Below are 19468 nucleotides of genomic sequence, written 5' to 3'. Positions count from 1 at the left end.
CAAGGGAATTCCCACAAGGGGGGATTCCCTTTGCGAATCGGCTGTGCCATACTACTCCAAACCCCGAGTCAGAGGGTACGAGGCAGCATATGACCACCCCAAAATCCCGCCCAGCAATCACCTCGCTGCTCTTGATGATCGCCGCGATCAGCCTTGGCGGTTATTTCACCTTTGCCGCCGTGCAGGGCGATTACGGCGTGTTCCGCCACGTCCAATTGCGCGCCGAAGAACGTGTGCTGACCCAGCAACGCGACGAATTGCGCATCGAACTTGCCCGCATGCAAAACCTTACCCTGCGCCTGTCTGACAGCTATCTTGACCTTGATCTGCTGGATGAACAGGCCCGCGATGTGCTGGGTTATCTGCGCGCCGATGAAATCGTGATCCGCTGATCCGCCCAAAAAACCCTTGTTTTTCCGTATCCCTCAAAGTAGTTTAACACTGAACTATATTATCCTTGAGGGAGGGTGCGCGCGATGGCCGCAGAGAAGAAACCCACGAAATCAAATACATCCAAAGAAGACCTGATGGGCTTTTACCGCGAAATGCTGATGATCCGGCGATTCGAGGAAAAAGCAGGTCAGCTTTACGGCATGGGCCTAATCGGGGGGTTTTGTCACCTCTACATCGGCCAAGAAGCCGTTGTTGTGGGGATCGAGGCGGCGACCAAAGAAGGTGACAAGCGCATCACCAGCTACCGCGACCACGGCCATATGTTGGCCTGCGGGATGGACCCAAAAGGTGTGATGGCCGAATTGACGGGCCGCGAGGACGGCTATTCAAAAGGCAAAGGCGGCTCCATGCACATGTTCTCTAAGGAGAAGCATTTTTATGGTGGCCACGGCATTGTGGGCGCGCAAGTACCCCTTGGTGCGGGCCTTGCCTTTGCCGACAAATACCTTGGCAATGACAACGTGTCGTTCACCTATTTCGGTGACGGTGCGGCAAACCAAGGCCAGGTGTACGAAACTTACAATATGGCCGAACTTTGGAAACTGCCGATTGTTTTCGTGATTGAAAACAACGGCTATGCGATGGGCACGTCCGTCAAACGCTCCACCCATTCCAAGACATTGTGGGAACGCGGCGCCGCGTATGGCATCAAGGGCGAGGCTGTGGACGGCATGGATGTGCTGGCCGTAAAAGCCGCCGCTGAAAAGGCTGTGGCGGTGTGCCGCGCGGGCAATGGCCCCTATATTTTGGAAATGATGACCTACCGTTACCGTGGCCATTCGATGTCTGACCCCGCGAAATACCGCACCCGCGAGGAAGTGCAAAAGATGAAGGATGAAAAAGATCCCATCGATCACGTCCGCGATTTGCTGGTCCAAGGCGGCCATGCGTCCGAGGATGATCTGAAAGTGATCGACAAGGAAATCAAGGCAACCGTCAACGCCGCCGCCGAATTCGCCAAAGACAGCCCGGAGCCTGCGCTTGCAGAGCTTTGGACAGATATTTACGCCTGAGGGGGACCCAAAACATGGCAATACAAATCCTAATGCCGGCCCTTTCCCCAACGATGGAAGAAGGCACATTGGCCAAATGGTTGGTCAAAGAAGGCGATACCGTCAAATCCGGTCAGATCATGGCCGAAATTGAAACCGACAAAGCAACGATGGAATTTGAAGCGGTCGACGAAGGCATCGTGGGCAAAATCCTGATCGCCGAAGGCACTGCCAACGTCAAAGTCAACACGCCAATCTGCGTGCTGGTTGAAGAAGGCGAATCCGCCGATGATGTTAAGGCAGCGCCCGCGGCCAAAACCTTAACGAATGATGAACAAGCCACTGATTCCAAAGAAGAAAACCTTCCCCGCGGAAAAGGTTCTGCGGCGAAATCGGCCCCTGTGGCGGTCAAATCCAATGCCTCGCCAGATTGGCCAGAAGGCACGCCGATGAAAACCATGACCGTGCGCGAGGCGCTGCGCGAGGCGATGTCCGAAGAAATGCGCGCAAACGACCGCGTGTATTTGATGGGCGAAGAGATTGGCGAATACCAAGGCGCTTACAAAATCAGCCAAGGGATGCTGGACGAATTTGGCCCCAAACGTGTGGTTGACACACCTATCACCGAACACGGCTTTGCCGGTATCGCGGTTGGGTCGGCATTTGCGGGCCTCAACCCCATCGTTGAATTTATGACCTTCAACTTTGCGCTGCAGGCGATTGACCATCTGCTGAACTCGGCCGCCAAAACCCTTTACATGTCGGGCGGCCAAATGGGCTGTCCCATCGTGTTCCGGGGGGCCAACGGGGCCGCCGCCCGCGTGGGCGCGCAGCACAGCCAGTGTTTTGCCGCGTGGTATGCCGCCGTGCCGGGCCTGAAAGTTGTCATGCCCTATTCGGCCGCCGATGCAAAAGGGCTGTTGAAACAGGCGATCCGCGACCCGAACCCGGTGATCTTCCTTGAAAACGAAATCATGTACGGCAAATCCTTTGAGGTGCCGGACCTGCCTGATTTCACCATTCCCTTTGGCAAGGCCCGCATCTGGCGTGAAGGCACGGATGTGACCATCATCTCCTTTGGCATCGGCATGACCTATGCGCTGGAGGCGGCGGATAAGCTGGCCGAGGATGGCATTTCCGCCGAAGTGATCGACCTGCGCACCCTGCGCCCGCTGGATTACGACACGGTGCTGGCATCGGTCATGAAAACCAACCGCTGCGTCACGGTGGAAGAAGGCTGGCCTGTGGGTGCGATTGGCAACCACCTGTCGGCCACGATCATGGAACGCGCGTTCGACTATCTGGACGCGCCCGTGATCAACTGCACCGGCAAGGACGTGCCGATGCCTTATGCCGCTGGCCTTGAAAAGCACGCATTGATCACGACCGCGGAAGTGGTCGAGGCCGTTAAATCCGTCTGCTACCGTTAAGGAGAAACGCACAATGGCGACCCAAATCTTAATGCCCGCGCTTTCCCCGACGATGGAAGAAGGCACTTTGGCCAAATGGTTGGTCAAAGAAGGCGATATGGTAAAATCCGGCGACATCATGGCCGAGATTGAAACCGACAAAGCGACGATGGAATTTGAAGCGGTCGATGAAGGGATCGTGGGCAAAATTCTGGTGGCCGAAGGCACGGCAGGGGTGAAAGTAAACACCCCCATCGCGGTGCTGCTGGAGGAAGGCGAAGACGCCTCTGCCGCAGTTGCCGCCCCCAAAGCCGCAGATCCCAAGGCCGCAGCCCCCAAGGCGGAGGCCGTTGCCTCTGCCCCAGCTGAGGCCGCAACCGCCGCTGCAGTCCCCAAACCTGCTGGCGCGCGCGTGTTTGCATCGCCCTTGGCCCGGCGCATTGCCGCAGAAAAAGGCGTTGATCTGACACAGATCACCGGCTCCGGCCCGCATGGCCGGATTGTAAAAGCAGATGTCGAAGGGGCAAAAGCCTCGGCTCCAGCATCGGCTTCTACGACCGCCGCCGCGGCCCCTGCCCCAGCGACGACCACCGCCCCGGCGTTGGCCACTGGTGCATCGGCAGATCAGGTGAAAAAGATGTTCGCAGACCGCGAATACAAAGAGGTCACGCTGGACGGGATGCGCAAAACCATCGCCGCCCGTTTGACCGAGGCCAAACAGACCATCCCACATTTCTACCTGCGCCGCGATGTGCAGTTAGATGCGCTGATGGCCTTCCGCGCCACGCTGAACAAGCAGTTGGAGGGGCGCGGGGTCAAGCTGTCGATCAACGATTTCATCATCAAAGCCTGCGCCAATGCGCTGCAAGAGGTACCCGATTGCAACGCCGTTTGGGCAGGCGACCGGATTTTGAAGCTGAAACCATCCGACGTGGCCGTGGCCGTGGCGATCGAAGGGGGCCTGTTCACCCCCGTCTTGCGCGACGCCCATCAAAAGTCGCTATCGGCGCTTTCTGCGGAGATGAAAGATCTGGCAGGCCGCGCGAAAACGAAAAAGCTGGCCCCGCATGAATACCAAGGTGGCAGTTTCGCGATTTCCAACCTTGGGATGATGGGGGTCGATAATTTCGACGCCGTGATCAATCCACCGCACGGCTCCATCCTCGCGGTCGGTGCTGGGGTGAAAAAGCCAGTGGTCAACGCAGCAGGCGACATTGTGGTGGCCACCGTGATGTCAATGACCCTGTCCGTGGATCACCGCGTGATCGACGGGGCATTGGGGGCCGCGTTCCTTGCGGCAGTGATCGACAATCTGGAAAATCCGATGTCGATGCTGGCCTAATCGCCCCATTAAAACAAAAAAAGCCCGGCTGCATATCGCAGCCGGGCTTTTTCATGTCTGACAGCTAGACCTTAACCGTCGAACACTTGGTTCATCATGATGGACGGCTGATCACACCCCGCCTCCCCCACCACACGCGCCGGGATGCCTGCAACCGTCTTGCAGGGCGGAATATCTTGCAAAACCACGGAACCTGCTGCGATGCGCGAACAGTACCCCACCTTGATATTGCCTAAAACCTTGGCACCCGCGCCAATCAAAACGCCATCGCCGATCTTGGGGTGGCGATCACCATCTTCCTTGCCAGTCCCGCCCAAGGTCACGGAATGCAGCATGGACACGTTGTCGCCCACCACCGCCGTTTCACCAATCACAATCGAATGGGCGTGGTCGATCATAATCCCGCGCCCCAGTTTGGCCGCGGGATGAATATCAACACCAAGCACTTCGGACACGCGCATCTGAACAAAATACGCCAAATCGCGCCGCCCTTGATGCCACAGCCAATGCGCGATGCGGTAAGCTTGGACTGCTTGAAACCCTTTGAAAAACAGCAGTGGCTGCAAGAACCGACTGCAAGCCGGATCACGCTCCAGCACCGCCATAATATCCGCCCGCGCCGCCCGCCCCAGCGTGGTATCAGCCGCAAACGCTTCGTCCGCGATTTCGCGCAAAATCTGCTCGCTCATTTCGCCAGATGCCAGTTTTAACGAAAACCGATAGGCCAAAGCCCGTTCAAACGAGGCATGGTGCAGCACGCTTGAATGGATCAGCCCCCCCAACAGGGGCTCGTTTGCGATGGCCTGAACCGCCTCGTCGCAGACCCGCCGCCACACCGGATCAACCGCCGCAAGATTTTGTTTTTGTTCGGCCATGGCCCATCTCCTTGCATCACTTTGGATCTATTATAGGCCACGACCTGCCTAATGGTCCACCAGTTGCGCAAGGTTTCAGCCGTGATGCCGCGTCTGTGATGAATCCCTTTGTTTCCAAAGGATCACTTGGTCGATCGTGTCACGCAGCGCCTCCAGATACGCCTGCTCCGCCAAAGGCGGCGCATCCTTGTGATGCCGTTGTGGACAGGCGGCCATCAGGCTGCCATTCCCCCATGCAAAATGCGGGCGCCCCGTGCGCTTGGTCACCTTATCCGCAACAAGCGCTTGGTCCAACAGCTGTACAAGCCTGCGCGCCCGCACATCGCGCGGCACGTTCAAAACCGAACGCGCCGCTGCAATCACGTCACCAATCAAGATCTGTCGCATTTTCTGCCCATCACACCAAGGGCAGTTCGGCAAATGGACCTGGACCAAAGCGGTCGGACAATTGCGCCACCAACAGCGTTTCACCCGCATCCACCGCTTTCATCCCGGCCGCGTAGATCCAGTTTGGGTGTGCGACCGTCACTTCGCGCACCACAGACCCAGCGCGCACAATCCGCAACAAATATTGCTCCTGTGTCTCGCCCAGCGGCACCTCAAACGCCGCCCAATTGTCGCCGTCTATCCGGGTTCGCCGCGTCCAACCGACCATCAAGTCACCGCTGGCCAAGGCTTTCACCTTCAGGTGGGCGGGTGAATAGGGCCGCAAACCGATCCCGGAAAACGCCTCAACCCGGTGAATGACACTTGGGTCATCCACACCCCGCGCCAAAGTCCCGATGCGGTAGTTGCGCGCCGATCCCCGCGCAGACAGCGCCACATCAATTTGGGTCAAAGACGGCTCCAGCAAGACCACAAAACTGCCCGGCGGCCAGACAGCGGGCATTGCCCCATTCGTGCCCACCTGCCCGCGCAAAGCATGGCCAAGATCATAGATATCAGGTGCAATCAGGGCCACATCGCGAAACTGCACAACCTCCCAATTGTCTGAACTGCCATCCCCAATCGCAAAGGCATTTGCACCCGCCAACAGGTCAAGCTGAACCGCACTGGACAATTCCCCATTGCTCAGCTTCACGCGCAACGGTGCTGCGCGGTCCCAAAGGTCCGGCTGTGCTGCCCCAAGCGGGCTTTGCGTAATCCCCAAAACTGCAGGCCGGGTGATCACGCGGTTGATGTTGTAACCGGCATCTGTAACCGCGATCCACACCCCCACAGATTGGGGCCACGGGCGCGCCGTTACTGCAATATGGGGGGCATGTTCGACCTCTTCGCCCGTCAGCAAAGGCAAATCCAAGAATAAAGGGAACACGGGGGCCGCAGGCACAAATGGGTTGACTTGGCGCCGCGTCTCCACCGTATCGGCCGGGGTGTATACCTGCCGTTCCGTCCGCACCGCTTCAATCAACGCGGATTCGGATTGTTCCACACGGTCAATGCGGTAAGTTTGACCAGCAAGACCCACCACATCCCCCGCGCCCAAATGTGCCATAGAACGCGGCAACGCAAACCGCGCCGTATCGCGTGACACCCGCGCCTCAGACAGCCAACGCTCCGCGATGCTGCGCCCTTCACCATCCGTCAGCGCCAGCGCCACATCCCCTTGCGACACGCCAAAGCTTTCCTCATCCGGGAAAACCGCTTCCACCTGACGGTTGCCAAAATCAGCCTCCGCCTCGATAAAAGTCAACCTGACACGCCCCGCAGTTTCCGCCTCGGGCGTGCGCATGGTTTCCAACGTGCCTTCCAGCGCAGTGGTTTCCACCAATCGCGCCGGGTCCACCGCAACGGCCCGCTGATCGCCGCGCATCTGGAACAGCAAAATCCCATCCCGTTCCACCGCTTCAAACCCGTAAGCCAGCATCAACGGCTGCAAGGCTGCACGCGCCGTTCCAACCCCATCCGGCGCAAAGCCGCGCACCACGCCGTACAACCGCGATACGTCAAAATCGGCCAAGCCAGACCGCTCACAAATCTCCGCCACCACCAATGCCAACGGCACATTGGTACCGCGCCCGGTCAACCAATGCCCGCGCGAATAGTTGTCACCATCCGACCAAATCGCCAAAGTGTTTGGGAACTGCGGAAAAGGCCGCGCATCCCATGCCCAAGCATGTGCGCGCGACATATCCACCATCGCCCCACCATAAATCATTGATGTGGGGTTGTTCGCAGGCAAAGCCCAGGCCTGCGTCATCGCCCGCAAATACTGCATCTGAATCGTATCATCGCGCAGCCCGTTTGACTGCTTAGGCAGGCTGGATTCCGACGATTTCGGGTCCAAGAACTTGTTCGGTTCATTGGTGCCCATGTTGATTGCCGCACAGCCATATTCGGTGAAGCGGAACGGCTTGGACTGCGGCACCCAATCGGTCGAAACCAGCTGGCGCTGCCCGGAAATCCGGTTGTGATGCGGGTTCAGCCACCAGTTTTTCAGGTCCTTGTAGCGGTAAACCCACGGCTCATCATACGCGCCATCCTCAATTGGCAGGCGGCGCTGTGCGGCCTCCCCCTCAGCGCTGTCATAATACCAATCATACCCCTCGCCGCCCATCACATTGCCGCGCAGATAGTCCAAGTTATAGATGGATGAAAACGCAATATCCGCATGATCGTCCGCATCGCGCCAATCGGACAACGGCATGTAATTGTCGATGCCGATGAAATCGATGTTGGTATCCGCCCACAACGGATCAAGGTGGAAATAGACATTCCCATCGGCCTGCAATCCAAAATACTCGGACCAATCCGCAGCATAGCTTATCTTGGTGTTCGGCCCCAAAATCGCGCGCACCTCCGCCGCCAATTGGCGCAAGGCAATAACAGCCGGAAAGCTGTCACCAGCGCCCCGAATATGGGTCAAGCCGCGCATCTCGGACCCGATACAAAACGCATCGACCCCGCCCGCCGCAACACACAAATAGGCGTAATGCAAAATAAACCGCCGATACCGCCATTCCGCAGGCCCGGAATAGGACACAAGACCTCCCGACAGCGTAAAATGGGAAACCTGCGCCGTGCCAAAAAAGGCTGCCACTTCCGCCACCGCCGCCCCAGTCCGGTCTGGGCTGTCCGCACGGCCGGGTGCTGTCGACAACGTAATCCGCCCGCGCCACGGCAGAACCGCTTGATCGGCAGCCCCGGTATAAGGGTCAGTGCGCCCATTCCCCGCCATCTGATCCATCAAGATGAACGGGTAAAACATCACCTCTTGCCCACCGGCGCGCACCGCTTGGATTGACTGGATAACCGACATATCCGATGGCGTCCCACCATAAACAGACCGACCCGCATCCTTGACAATAATCTGCGCTTGGCCACGCGTGATACCGCCCGCACGCCACAGCATCCCTTGGGCATCTTGCAGGTTTTGCTCCACCTTGGGCATCACTTGGCACGCGCCACAGCGCAGATCATCGCCAAACCAAGACACGATCAGCGACACCGACCCCACATTCGGTATCTCGCCGCGCATTTGGCGCAACGATGTCACAAAATCCGCCTTACCAGATGGTGAATTGACATTTGCACTGCGCGCAAGGCCCGGTCCATCATTGTAATAAAGCGCGGTTGTCGCCAGCGCATATTCCCCCGTGCCCGGCATCATCGCCACGGCCCGCACGGCCCGCGTCAAATCGGTGGTGGTCTGCGCGTAATCCCCTTGCGCGGGCCGCACCACCTCAAACGTCATTTGCGGCACGCGGTTGACAAACCGACCAATATCCAGACTTTCCAAAACAACATACGCAATCCCGCGATAGGCAGGGGCGTTACCAAGCCCTTCAACTGCCTCAATTTTCGGGTCTGGCAATTGCGTCTCTGTGCCGCGATAAACCCGCAGGTTGATGCTGTCGCGGTCAATCTCAATCCCATCGGCCCAGATCCGGCCAACCGTGGAAATCTCGCCCTCACACAGCGCCACAGCAAAGCTGACGCTATAAGAATATGTCGTCACACGCGCCGCAGGCGCCGTTTTGGGCGCTCCTTTGCCGCCCCCCCCACCGCCTGTGGTGGTGGGGTTTTCCACAAACTGCGTCGCCCAAATCACTTGCCCCGCAACCCGCATCCGCCCGTAAACCTGCGGCACCGCCGCCCCCTCAGACGCGCCGGTCAACCGGAACCGCTCCACCCGCCCCGTCTCCACGGCATCCGATCCGGCCCCCATCAACCGCTGGTCAATGACCCGCCCCAAAGTGGCCCCAACCGCACGGCCAATAACCGCTCCCGACAGGCCCAAAACAGTGCCCCCAAACCCCGCCCCAGCGGCGGCACCAACAGCAGACAGAAGGATCGTCGCCATTCACAGCACTCCTTTATGGAAATTCAAACCGCGCCACCACGCGGCGCGCCCACGGCTCTGACAGTGGGCTTTCAATGACACCATGCCCGGTATAGGCGTGGATAAAGCTAAGGCTGGGCCCCTCAGACCCCGCAATCCCCAGATGTTTGGCAACACTGCCGTCACGCATCCGAAACAGCAAAACATCGCCCACAGCCCCCGCCTCTATCGGCTTGCGCACCAACCAACGACAGGCCGCGCGCAGCAAAATCTCGTCGCGCAAAGGCTCCGCCCAATCGGCGGTATAGGCAGGCACCAGTTCCGGCTCTGGCCCGTGCAAAGCGCGCCAAACGCCGCGCAGCAGGCCCAAACAATCGGTCCCTGCCCCCTTGCAACTGGCTTGATGCACATAAGGCGTACCAATCCAGCCCCGCGCCTCCGCCACAATCCGCACTTGGGCTGGCGTCATCGCACCAAACTCCCGCCCCGGTTAACCTGTGACGACACCGGATAAGACGCCAGCCAATCCTCACCCGGAATATCTGGAAACCCTCGAAAATTCGCGAAATTCGCGAACTTCAATCGGCACGTTTCGGCCCGCTTGTCACACCCCGCCTCCAGCCGCAGTGTATCACCCACCACAACCGCCGCGGGGATTTGCTGCCAAACCTCAACCTCGCGCTGGCCTTGCACATCCCGGTCCGCCTTGATCACCCCGACCAAGCCCACAGCGGCCCCCGATATCACCGTCAATCGTCCCGAATCGAACCAACGCGGGGCGACACCCGGCAAACCCACAAACCGAAACGCTCGGTTTTGCGTCACCTCCACAACCACAACGGTTTGCGTAAACCCCTGTTGCAAAAGGTTAAACTTGCATCCCGCATCCCCCAACACCGCCGCACAACTGCGCTGAAACGCGCGCCCTTGTGGCTGGTTCAACACTTCGGTCAACCCCCGCAGTTCGGCTTGAAACGCGCCACCCGCCCGCGCAATCTCACCGATTGTGCCGCGAAACGTCAACGCGCGGTCCTCTGGGTTGGCCCAATTCACCTGCCAGCCAATCAACCCCGCACCATCAAACCGCCCCGCCAGAATATCCGCCTCTGATACGGCCAAATCCGACAACGCGCCCATCGCCTCAGTGTTGTCCACCGACAGGCCCGTGGTCTGCTGCAACGCCCGCGCCGTCAGCCCCGAATTGGCTTTGTAAACCTTGCCACCAAACACCAAATCACGGTCATGATCGGTGAACCCAAACCAAACCCCATCCTTGCGCGCAATTTCCCACGCCCGGCAAACGGTGGTCGCCCCACTGGCCAGATGCGCATACAGCGCCTCCCGCGCGCCCATCAAACCCGCAGCTCTACAACAGGCACCGACGGCACATCACCCGCTTTGAACGACTGTACGGATGTCTGGATGCGGTCCGTATCAAACCGCACCGGCACATCAAATTCAAACCCCGCCGAGATCCGCACGCCTTCATCGGGGGGCGTCGGAAAAGTGATTACCCCGGTGTTCGGATCCACTGTAAACTCCAAACTCTCCACCTTGGGGTCACCCGCCAGCGCCAGTTTCACACTGCCAACGACTGGCTTGATCACAGGCCGCGTGTAAGTCTGCTCCCCCGACGCATAGGTTTTGCTCAACTGAAACGTCACCGACACCCCATCGCCCCGCCCAATCAACTGGTCCAGCGCCCCCGGCACCTTGGATGGCAGGCAAGATTTGTAATCCGACCAATCTTTCCAGCGAAACCCGAACAACTGCCCGCGCCGCGCTTCAAAGAACGCAATCAGCGCCTCCACATCATCCAAACTGCGCAAACTCACGCCCGCATCATAGCGCCTGCGCGAATGGGCCCAAGGTGTGTTGCGCTCTTCAAACCCGTTGGCCAGCGTCACAATCTCGGTGCGCCGCTCTGGTCCGCCGACCGAGCCAAAGCTCAAGTTCGCCGGAAACCTTATCTCGTGAAATCCCATTCCATATCTCCTTACTTATTGCGCTGGCCGCGCGACAACGCCCGCGAGGCCAGCGCCGCAATCTGGCTTTGGCTGCGCTGAAACCCGGCCACATCGGGGGTGGAGATGTTCATCACCACCGTCACGGGCCGCCCGCCGCCCCCCGCCTGCACGCCCAGCCGCCCATCGGCCCCGCGCGCCAGCGGCATAATCGCCTCCGGTCCCGCCTCGCCCATCAACCCCATCCCGCCACGCATCGGAAAGTTCGTGGGCTGCGATACAACGCCCCCCTTGGCAAACGGCATCACCCGGCCTTGCGAAAACGCACCGCCATTGGCAAAGGGCATTACCCCGCCCAAAACTGACCCCAGCCCATTCGCCACCAATCCCCCCAGCGCGTTTTGCACAGGTTTCATCGCAACAGAATACACACTGTCGCTCATGGTTTTCGCCACACCCTTCAGCGCGTCCGACAGCTTCATCCCGTCAAACACCACGCCATCAAACGCACGCCGCAAACCGCCGCCCATGCTGTTGGACAGCGTGGTGACCTCGCGCCCGGTAAACACCAAACTCTCGCGCATCCGCCCCAACTCGCCGTCAAACGCCGCCACCATGCCGCCCGTCCCCTCCAGCGACACCTCCAGCGCCGCGATCTGGTCCTCCAACCGCTCAATATCCGCCATGCTCAGGCTCCCTTTTTACATCCGGAAAGGCGCGCGCCAAATCTTCCAAGCGCGCGCGGCTCAAAGGGGCAGCGACCGCCGCCGCCCCCAGTTTGATGCGCAATTCCACCGGGGTCAGCCGCCAGAAATCGGCGGGCGCCAGCCCCAAAACATGCAGGCCCACCTGCATCAGCCCCGCCCAATCCATCGCTCAGGCCTCCCCCGGCACAGAAAACGCCCGCGCCAGCAATTCCGCCGCCACCCGCGCCGCCTCCACCGGGCCGCCGCCAATCTCGACACAGCGCAAATCCGCAGCCGACCCTTGCCAACCACCGCCCCGCAGCCCCGCCACCAGCAGCGCCAACACGTCGCGCGTTGAAAACCGCCCCGCCTCAAACCGTTCCACCAATTCAATCAGCGTCCCGGTTTCCAGCACGGCCTCCAACTCCGCCAGCGCCCCCAGCGTCAGCTTGGCCACATGGCGCTGGCCATCAAGCACCACGGCCACCTCACCCGTCCAAGGGTTCGCCATTACAGCGCCGTAAAGGTCAGCGCGCCGGCCGAAACCATCGTCATCTCATACGTCGCCTCGCCGTTATGGCTGCCCGCATATTCGATCGACGACAGTTGAAACGCCCCCTCCACCACACCAAAATCAGGGATAATCACCTGAAATAGCGGGATTTCTCCATCAAAGAAAATCTGGCGCGCGCGTTCATCCGTGCCCGCATCACGAAACACCCCCGACCCGGAAATGGACGCTGTTTTCACACCCGCCCCCGCCAGCAACTCGCGCCAGCCGCCGGTGCTTTCCAAACTGGTCACATCCACCGTCTCCGCGTTGAAACTGATCCGCGACGCGCGCAGCCCCGCAATCGTCTCAAAGCTGCCATCGCCAACCATATCTAGCTTGATCAGCAGATCTTTTCCGCTTTGCACAGCCATTGCTTATCTCCATTTATTGCATCAAAAACAGACCCCTAGGGTCAAACCTTAATCCTCAAGCCGCGCCCGAAAACTCAGGTCAATGCGCCGCGCGCCGCCCGCATCCAACCGCTGCGCCCGCGCTCGCAAAAATCGCAAACTGACCAACCGCCCCCGCGTCAAAACCAACGACGCATCGTCCAGCGCGTCCGACACCGCCACCGCAACCGCCTTGGCCGCCGCAAACCCAGTCGCGTCCGAAATCACCGAAACCACCAAACGATGCTCCGCCCCGCCGCCGGTTTTATCGGCTTGGTCAATCACCTCCTCCGGGCCAATCAACACAAACGTCCCCGCACCGCTGCCCGTTGGCACCGCATCCACCACCAACACCCCCGCAAGGGCCGCCGCACTGGTCAATTGCGCATAAACCGCCGCCTGCAACGCCGCCGCCGAACCATAGCTCATGGCAAAACCTCCTCGCGCACAAAGCACACCAAATACCGCCCGTCCTCGTCGCGCTCCGTCACCGCCAAAATCGCAAACACGCGGGCGCCGTCGCGAAACCGCTGGCCCACTTGGGGCCGCGATGCCGCCCCCTGCGGCGCACCGCGCACCGTGATTCGATACGGCACGGTGGACACCACCACCTCCTCGCCCGCCACATCGCGCCCGGTGCCCGGCAAAACCTCGGCCCACAGCGTGCCCAACGCACCCCAACTCCGCGTCAACCCGCCCATGCCATCGGCCAGTTCAACCGCGCCCTCCAGCACCAAAGGCCGCGACAGATGCACCACCTTCATGCCCCCGCCCCCCCCAGCACCCGCACCGTGCGCCAGCGTTCGATCAACGTGACCACGGCCAACGGCAAACCGCCCGCACCTTGGCCCCCGTCATGGCGGCCCTCGTAATATTCCGCCGCCAGCATCAACACCGCTTGCGCCAAATCGGCAGGCACATCGCCCCAGGCCGGGCCAAATCCTGCGACAAAAGTAATCTCAATCCCGCCATCCATCGGCACTTGCGGCAGCATAAACCCAGCCGCCTGCACCCGCGGGCGGTGCATATCTTGCACCAAACGGTAAGCGCTCGCTGGCACCACCTCCGCCACACCCGCCCGGTCCAACAGCGCAATCTGGCTGACTACCGACACCGGGGCCACAGGCAACGCTTGCTCCCCCCCGCGCCGCCAATCGTCCAAACTCCATGTGAAACTGCGCGCAATCAGCACCTTGCCAATCCGCCCTTCAATCGCCGCCATCGCCGCCCGCAAATAGCTTTCCACCAATCCATCTTGCAGCCCGTCATCGGCAAAACCGGTGCCCAGCCGCAAATGGTTTTTCAGCGCCTGCACCGGCAGCGCCGCCGTGGGAACCGTTGTTTGCTCGATCAAATACATCCAAATTCTCCACTAATTTCGCTGCCAAACCTGTGTAATTCTGGGCACGCACCCCGCATCGCTCGAACGGGTGGGAGCAGCTAGACGACCCGGGCGGGGGGCAGCCTCAAAACCCCACCCCCCCGCGCGCACCCAAAGGACCCAGCCCAAACCCAAGGGCCAGGTCACTCGCACCCCCTTAGGAGACTGCGAATTTCAGCAGCTTAATCGCCGCAAAGTCGGACACATCGCCGCCAACCCGCTTGGTCGCATAGAACAAAACATGCGGTTTCGCGCTAAAGGGATCGCGCATCACGCGCAAATCGGGGCGCTCGGCAATCGTGTAACCGCTGGCAAAATCACCAAACGCAATCGCATAGGCATTGGCTGCAATATCCGGCATATCCTCACAAATCAGGACGCCGTACCCCATCAAGCGCGCAGGCTCGCCCGCCGACAACCCGTCCGACCAAAGGAAACGCCCATCGGCATCCTTCATCTTGCGCACGGCCCCGGCGGTTTTGGAATTCATCACAAACGTGCCATTCGCACGGTAGGTGGCCGACAGCGAATACACCAAATTGATAATCGCATCCGCCGCATTGGTCGCTGCAAAATCACCCGCAGCCCCCGTCGCGACATAGCCAAGGCTGCCCCACGCCCAGCTCGCATTGGCCACCTTGGCAGGCAGCAAAAACCCTTTGGGCTTGTCAATGCCATCACCCGACACAAACGCCGCCGATTCCGCCCGGATAAACCGCGTGGCAATCTTGCCCGCCAGCCACCCTTCAACATCAAACGCGCTGTCGTCCAGCAACCGCTGGCTGGCCTTCGGCATCGCCGACAGTTCGTGCAAACGGATCGAAATCCGCTCAACAATCGGGGTCACCGTTTCCGCCTGCGCGCCAATTTCCGTGGCCCAACCGCTGCCCACTTCGGACCGGTCAATCAAAACGTCAAAGCTTGATGCCTCAACATTCACCACATTCGCAATCGCTCGGATCGAACTGGTCGACACCAACATCGACTTAATGCTGTCCGCCGTCTGCGGGTCCACCAAAAACCCACCATCGCCATTCACGGCGGTGTTCAGCGCTTTGCCTTCCAGCACCAAACCGCGCAGCCCGTCATCATCGCCAGACCGCAAATAGGCGTCAAACGCTTTGGTATGCGGCACATCGGCCTCGGCAGTCGCCGATAAGGCGGGCCGCCCGTAAGTCATCGTTTTATGATCAAGCATGGTCATACGCTCTTCCTGTTGTTGCAATGCAGTCTTCACTTCGGCCCGAAAGCCGCTGAATTCGTTCAAAAAACCCATCATGGCAGATTTCACATCCACCGCCGCGCCGTGGGGCAAACCTTCCCCGGCCCGTGCCTTTGCATCGGTCATCCTCATGTCCTTTCAAGGGTTCACCCAGCGCCCGCCTCAGCGGGCCGCCAACTCCCGGCGCGCATCCTCAAGGATCTGCGCCACACTCGCCCAGGTGTTGCCCAAGGCATCGCCCTTTGCCGCCACCCGCGCTTCTGGCAGCATGGGAAACGTCACCAGCGACACCTCCCACAGCTCCAGCTCCGACAAAAGCCGTTGGCCCTTGCCATCTTTTTCGACTCGCAACGTGCGATAACCGATGGAAAGCCCGTCAATCGCGCCCGCCGCCAGCAGCGCCACCGCCTCGCGCCCCTTTTCGACATCCGCCAAAATCCGGCCCTTCACATACAGGCCCACGCCGTCCTCGCGTACCTCGTCCCACACGCCAATGGGCTGCGCCGGGTCATGCTGCCACAGCATTTTCACCCGCCGCCCCGCCCCCGCCAGCGCCTTCAGACTGGCCGCATAGGCGCCTTTTTGCACCACATCGCCGCCCTGATCGCGCTTGCCAAACAAGCTGGCATAGCCTTCAATCACCCTGCCATCCGTCACAATCAGCCCCGCTTCCGGCACATGAAACTTGCGTTCCAACGCGCCAAATCCTTCAAAATATCCCATCATTTCACCTCATTGCCGCCGACAGCACCGCCTCGGCCCCCTGCGCCAGCAGAAAGGCCACGACCCCGTAAACCCCCAGCCAAATGCGCTTTTCCAGCCGCTCCAGACTGCCCTCAATCTGGCCCAGCCGGTATTCCAGCCCCGTCCAGCGTTCCTCCGCCACGCGCTCATTTGCCTCTATTCGCGCCGCTGCCGCATCAAAACTGTCGTACAGATACCGCGACCCGCCCGCATCCTTGCCGCGCAGGCTCATTCATCCTCAGCCAGCGCTGGCAGGCCCAACAGCCCACGCTTTTCCGCTGGCGTCAGGAAATCCGCACCACCAATCCGCGCCCATTGCTGGTCGCGCTCGCCGGCCAGCGCCGCCACTTGGTCCAGATCGGCCTTAAACTCGACCTCCTCACCCGAAAACGCCGACAGCCAAAACGATAGCGCGGCGGTGACTTTCGACACCAACGGCAACACCGTCAGCCGGAAAAACGCGCGGTTCGCTTCTTGATAATTGGCATAGGTCGCATCGCCGGGTATCCCCAACAGCATCGGCGGCACCCCAAAGGCGATGGCAATATCGCGCGCCGCCGCCTCTTTGGTTTTCTGAAATTCCATGTCAGACGGGCTAAACCCCATCGGTTTCCAATCAAGGCCGCCTTCCAGCAACATCGGCCTGCCCGCATTGCGCGCGCCTTGATGATGCGATGCCATCTCATTCAGCAAACGATCATACTGGTCACTGGTCAGTTGCGATTGGCCATCCAACCCCTTGTAAACAATCGCACCGCTGGGCCGTGCGGCATTGTCCAGCAGCGCTTTGGACCAATGCGACGCCGCCACATGCACATCCAGCGCAACCGCCGCCGCTTGCATTGGTGAAAAGCCGTAATGGTCATCTTGCGGGTGGAAATTGCGAATATGGCAAATCGGTTTCAACTCCCCCGTCATGTCAAACCGATGCTTCCGGTTCCCCACGGTATAGTCATAGGCCACAGGCCAACCATCCGCCCCCGGCACCAAATGCATCCGGTCCGACCGCAGCACATGCAATTCCGCAGGCAACACCGCTGGCCCCTGGACCGCCTCAATATAGGCATTGCCCGACAGCAAAAGTTGCCCATAAAGCGCCTCCAACAACTCCGCGCGGCCCTGCATTTGGTTCGGGCGCTTGACCAGCGACATCAGCGGATGCACCTCATAGCGGCGCAAAGTATCTTGCAAAACCAACGGCATCGCCGCCGCGGTTTCCGCAATCATCTTGACCGCCCGAAACCCGATTGGGTTGCCAAGGAACCCCGTCTTGGTCAGGCTCACCGCATCGCGCGGGCTCCACGCCACCCGCCCCGAACTGCCATAGTTAATCACCGGCCCCGCCGCTGATGCTTTTTGCTCCGGCACCGGGGCCGCACCGCGTTTCAGAAAATCGAACACCATCTCGGTCAGCTCCTTTGTCGTGTCTGGGGGGCGGCGCGTTGCCCCCTCGGCTTGAGCCCAAATCTGATCCAATTTTATTAAAATGTGTTAAAGCGTGCGCACGGTGGGTCGTTGGTAATGCGTGGCCGCGTCCACCATCAGATCGGTCAGCGCCCACACCAGCGCATCCACGCGGTCCGGGCTGCCCTTGGCCTGAAACCCGGTGCTGGTCATCAGGCACATCTGCGCCTCCAGCGCCCCAAGATTGGGCAAATGGCAGACCCGCCCCTGCTCATAAAGCGCCGCCACAGGCTCGGCGCGCACCACCTTGCCCCGCGTGGCCCTAACGGCGCGGTACGACACCAACGGGTCGATCTGGCGCAAAACGCTTTCCACCAAATCCCCACCTTGGTTCACCTCCGCCACCACGCGGTCAGCGCCCCAACGCTCTTTGGCGGCGATCACGGCGCGCGCCCACGCATCGGGTGACGCCGCCTGCACCGTGGCATCCTCCAACACAAACGCCCGCCAGGTTTGCGGCGGCCCGTCCGTCACCGCCCCCACCACCATAATCCCGCAGGCATCCGACCCCGCATGCCCCGTCACCGGCGGGTCCACCGCCACCACAATGCGCGACAGCCCCGGCGCACGTTCCACCCGGGCCGCCTCAATCCGCGCCAGCGACCACATCGCGCCCGCCGCCTCCTCCACCAACAGCCCCTCCAACTCCTGCCGCCCCTGCGCCGTGCCCGCGTAACGCCGATCCACCTCCTCCAGAAATGACGCCGCCAAATTCGCCCGGTTCGCTTGCGTCGGCGCATGGGTCGCCACAGTGGATGGGTTGCGCAACACCGCTTTCAACACCTCCACATTCTTGGGCGTGGTCGTCACCACCTGCTGCGGATGCGCCCCCAACCGCAGCGCAAATTGCAGCATGTCCCAAGTGTGCTGCGCATTGGGCCATTTCGCCAACTCATCCACCCAGGCCGCATCAAACTGCGGCCCGCGCAACTTCTCGGGGTTATGCGCGCTATACGCGGTTGCCGTGGCCCCATTCGCCCAGACCAACCGCGCCGCACCCGCCTCCCATTTCGGGCGGCGGTCGGGGGGCGAACAGGCCAAAATCCCACTATCACCAAACACCATCACATCGCGCACTTGGTCCACACTTTCGCCCACCAACGCCACCCGCCGCGCGCGGCCCGCATCCAGCGGCAGCGCCCCTTCAACCTGCCCCCGCACCCATTCCGCCCCGGCGCGGGTCTTCCCCGCCCCGCGCCCCCCCATAATCACCCAGCTTTTCCACGCGCCTTCAGGTGCCAACTGATGCGGCAACGCCCAAAACTCAAACATCCACGGCAGGGCCAGCAACGCATTGTCGCTCAATCCCCCCAAAAACGCCTCAACCCCCTCCGGCGTCGCGGAGGCGAGCCAACCTGCCCCCGATTTCATCGCGCGCGGCCTCAAGGTCAAGGATGCTTTCCCCAATGATCCCGGCTGTATCTGTGCGGATTTTGTCAAGTTTTGTCCTTTCATCCATTGCCAATTGAAACGCGGCCTTCAAATCGCGCACCGCCTGCAAGGCCGCTTTCGCGTCTTGGGGCGTGCCGGTTTTCGCGGCCTTCACAGCGCGCGCCAGTTCCAACCCGGCATCGCGGTACATTTCGTCCACCGCCGCCAGCAACTCTGCCAGCGGCGCGTCCCCTATTTGGATATTCATCGTCATTTGTGCTGCGCCCGCCTCATGCTGCCCGCACGAGAGATGTGAAAAAGCGGCCCCGGGGTCACCCCCG

Annotated in this window: 23 protein-coding genes; 4 read left to right on the top strand and 19 right to left on the bottom strand. The window is 60.6% G+C overall.

The genetic code is table 11. The features are described 5' to 3' along the window. Positions 1-89 precede the first annotated feature (89 nt). The 4 genes from BMY36_RS04705 (at position 90) to BMY36_RS04690 (ending at position 4196) form a co-directional block, all read left to right on the top strand. Entirely contained in the window at positions 90-392 is a 303-nt protein-coding gene (locus tag BMY36_RS04705) for an FtsB family cell division protein (protein ID WP_050521023.1), read from the top strand. 84 nt (positions 393-476) lie between these two features. Continuing rightward, positions 477-1466: a pyruvate dehydrogenase (acetyl-transferring) E1 component subunit alpha gene (gene pdhA / locus BMY36_RS04700; RefSeq protein WP_050521022.1), complete on the top strand. Its 990-nt coding sequence runs from the start codon at positions 477-479 to the stop codon at positions 1464-1466. Between the two features lie 14 nt (positions 1467-1480). Further along, positions 1481-2875 carry a pyruvate dehydrogenase complex E1 component subunit beta gene (locus BMY36_RS04695; protein ID WP_050521021.1) on the top strand — a complete coding sequence of 465 codons (1395 nt, stop codon included), beginning with the start codon at positions 1481-1483 and terminating at the stop codon, positions 2873-2875. 13 nt (positions 2876-2888) lie between these two features. Beyond that, a complete protein-coding gene (locus BMY36_RS04690) occupies positions 2889-4196 on the top strand; it encodes a pyruvate dehydrogenase complex dihydrolipoamide acetyltransferase (RefSeq protein WP_050521020.1) in 1308 nt (435 codons plus the stop codon). Between the two features lie 71 nt (positions 4197-4267). Here BMY36_RS04690 and cysE read toward each other — a convergent pair whose 3' ends face one another. The 19 genes from cysE to BMY36_RS04595 all read right to left on the bottom strand — a co-directional run bounded on the left by cysE (position 4268) and on the right by BMY36_RS04595 (position 19401). Beyond that, positions 4268-5071, bottom strand: coding sequence for a serine O-acetyltransferase (gene cysE, locus BMY36_RS04685; RefSeq protein ID WP_050521019.1), 804 nt, complete (start codon positions 5069-5071; stop codon positions 4268-4270). A gap of 75 nt (positions 5072-5146) precedes the next feature. Further along, positions 5147-5458 (bottom strand): DUF7742 family protein, encoded by a 312-nt coding sequence (locus tag BMY36_RS04680; RefSeq protein ID WP_139193935.1) that lies wholly within the window; start codon positions 5456-5458, stop codon positions 5147-5149. Positions 5459-5468: 10 nt separating this feature from the next. After that, complete coding sequence (locus BMY36_RS04675; RefSeq protein WP_050521017.1) at positions 5469-9374, bottom strand: baseplate multidomain protein megatron; 3906 nt, start codon at positions 9372-9374, stop codon at positions 5469-5471. Positions 9375-9387: 13 nt separating this feature from the next. Further along, complete coding sequence (locus BMY36_RS04670) at positions 9388-9822, bottom strand: C40 family peptidase (protein WP_050521016.1); 435 nt, start codon at positions 9820-9822, stop codon at positions 9388-9390. After that, the gene (locus BMY36_RS04665; RefSeq protein ID WP_050521015.1) at positions 9819-10706 is read right to left on the bottom strand and encodes a phage/gene transfer agent baseplate hub protein; all 888 of its coding nucleotides are present in this window, start codon (positions 10704-10706) and stop codon (positions 9819-9821) included. The genes BMY36_RS04670 and BMY36_RS04665 overlap by 4 nt, the downstream gene beginning before the upstream one ends. Next, positions 10706-11338: a DUF2460 domain-containing protein gene (locus tag BMY36_RS04660; protein WP_050521014.1), complete on the bottom strand. Its 633-nt coding sequence runs from the start codon at positions 11336-11338 to the stop codon at positions 10706-10708. Before BMY36_RS04660 ends, BMY36_RS04665 begins: the two co-directional genes overlap by 1 nt. 11 nt (positions 11339-11349) lie before the next feature. Beyond that, positions 11350-12003, bottom strand: coding sequence for an RcGTA-type gene transfer agent tail tape measure protein (locus BMY36_RS04655; RefSeq protein WP_050521013.1), 654 nt, complete (start codon positions 12001-12003; stop codon positions 11350-11352). Beyond that, positions 11990-12190, bottom strand: a complete 201-nt coding sequence (locus tag BMY36_RS04650) for a rcc01693 family protein (protein ID WP_050521012.1) — start codon at positions 12188-12190, stop codon at positions 11990-11992. Before BMY36_RS04650 ends, BMY36_RS04655 begins: the two co-directional genes overlap by 14 nt. 3 nt (positions 12191-12193) lie before the next feature. Further along, positions 12194-12514 (bottom strand): gene transfer agent family protein, encoded by a 321-nt coding sequence (locus BMY36_RS04645; protein ID WP_050521011.1) that lies wholly within the window; start codon positions 12512-12514, stop codon positions 12194-12196. Further along, positions 12514-12927: a phage major tail protein, TP901-1 family gene (locus BMY36_RS04640; protein ID WP_050521010.1), complete on the bottom strand. Its 414-nt coding sequence runs from the start codon at positions 12925-12927 to the stop codon at positions 12514-12516. The genes BMY36_RS04645 and BMY36_RS04640 overlap by 1 nt, the downstream gene beginning before the upstream one ends. Positions 12928-12975: 48 nt before the next feature. Continuing rightward, positions 12976-13374, bottom strand: a complete 399-nt coding sequence (locus BMY36_RS04635) for a DUF3168 domain-containing protein (protein WP_050521009.1) — start codon at positions 13372-13374, stop codon at positions 12976-12978. Next, positions 13371-13709 (bottom strand): head-tail adaptor protein, encoded by a 339-nt coding sequence (locus BMY36_RS04630; protein ID WP_050521008.1) that lies wholly within the window; start codon positions 13707-13709, stop codon positions 13371-13373. Before BMY36_RS04630 ends, BMY36_RS04635 begins: the two co-directional genes overlap by 4 nt. Beyond that, a complete protein-coding gene (locus BMY36_RS04625; protein ID WP_050521007.1) occupies positions 13706-14305 on the bottom strand; it encodes a head-tail connector protein in 600 nt (199 codons plus the stop codon). The genes BMY36_RS04630 and BMY36_RS04625 overlap by 4 nt, the downstream gene beginning before the upstream one ends. 178 nt (positions 14306-14483) lie before the next feature. Further along, complete coding sequence (locus tag BMY36_RS04620; protein WP_050521006.1) at positions 14484-15674, bottom strand: phage major capsid protein; 1191 nt, start codon at positions 15672-15674, stop codon at positions 14484-14486. Between the two features lie 36 nt (positions 15675-15710). Further along, positions 15711-16271, bottom strand: coding sequence for an HK97 family phage prohead protease (locus BMY36_RS04615; protein WP_050521039.1), 561 nt, complete (start codon positions 16269-16271; stop codon positions 15711-15713). A 4-nt stretch (positions 16272-16275) separates the two neighbouring features. Further along, positions 16276-16524: a GTA head formation protein, RCAP_rcc01685 family gene (locus tag BMY36_RS04610; RefSeq protein ID WP_050521005.1), complete on the bottom strand. Its 249-nt coding sequence runs from the start codon at positions 16522-16524 to the stop codon at positions 16276-16278. Continuing rightward, positions 16521-17696: a phage portal protein gene (locus BMY36_RS04605; RefSeq protein ID WP_050521004.1), complete on the bottom strand. Its 1176-nt coding sequence runs from the start codon at positions 17694-17696 to the stop codon at positions 16521-16523. Before BMY36_RS04605 ends, BMY36_RS04610 begins: the two co-directional genes overlap by 4 nt. 87 nt (positions 17697-17783) lie before the next feature. Continuing rightward, on the bottom strand, positions 17784-19127 hold the full coding sequence (locus BMY36_RS04600; RefSeq protein WP_050521003.1) for a DNA-packaging protein: 1344 nt from the start codon (positions 19125-19127) through the stop codon (positions 17784-17786). Next, positions 19078-19401 (bottom strand): hypothetical protein, encoded by a 324-nt coding sequence (locus BMY36_RS04595; protein WP_175469249.1) that lies wholly within the window; start codon positions 19399-19401, stop codon positions 19078-19080. Before BMY36_RS04595 ends, BMY36_RS04600 begins: the two co-directional genes overlap by 50 nt. Positions 19402-19468 lie beyond the last annotated feature (67 nt).

Source organism: Pseudorhodobacter antarcticus (assembly GCF_900110135.1).
Taxonomy (GTDB): Bacteria; Pseudomonadota; Alphaproteobacteria; order Rhodobacterales; family Rhodobacteraceae; genus Pseudorhodobacter; species Pseudorhodobacter antarcticus.
Note: the sequence above shows the minus strand (reverse complement) of the source record. Positions and strands in the feature narration are given on the sequence as shown.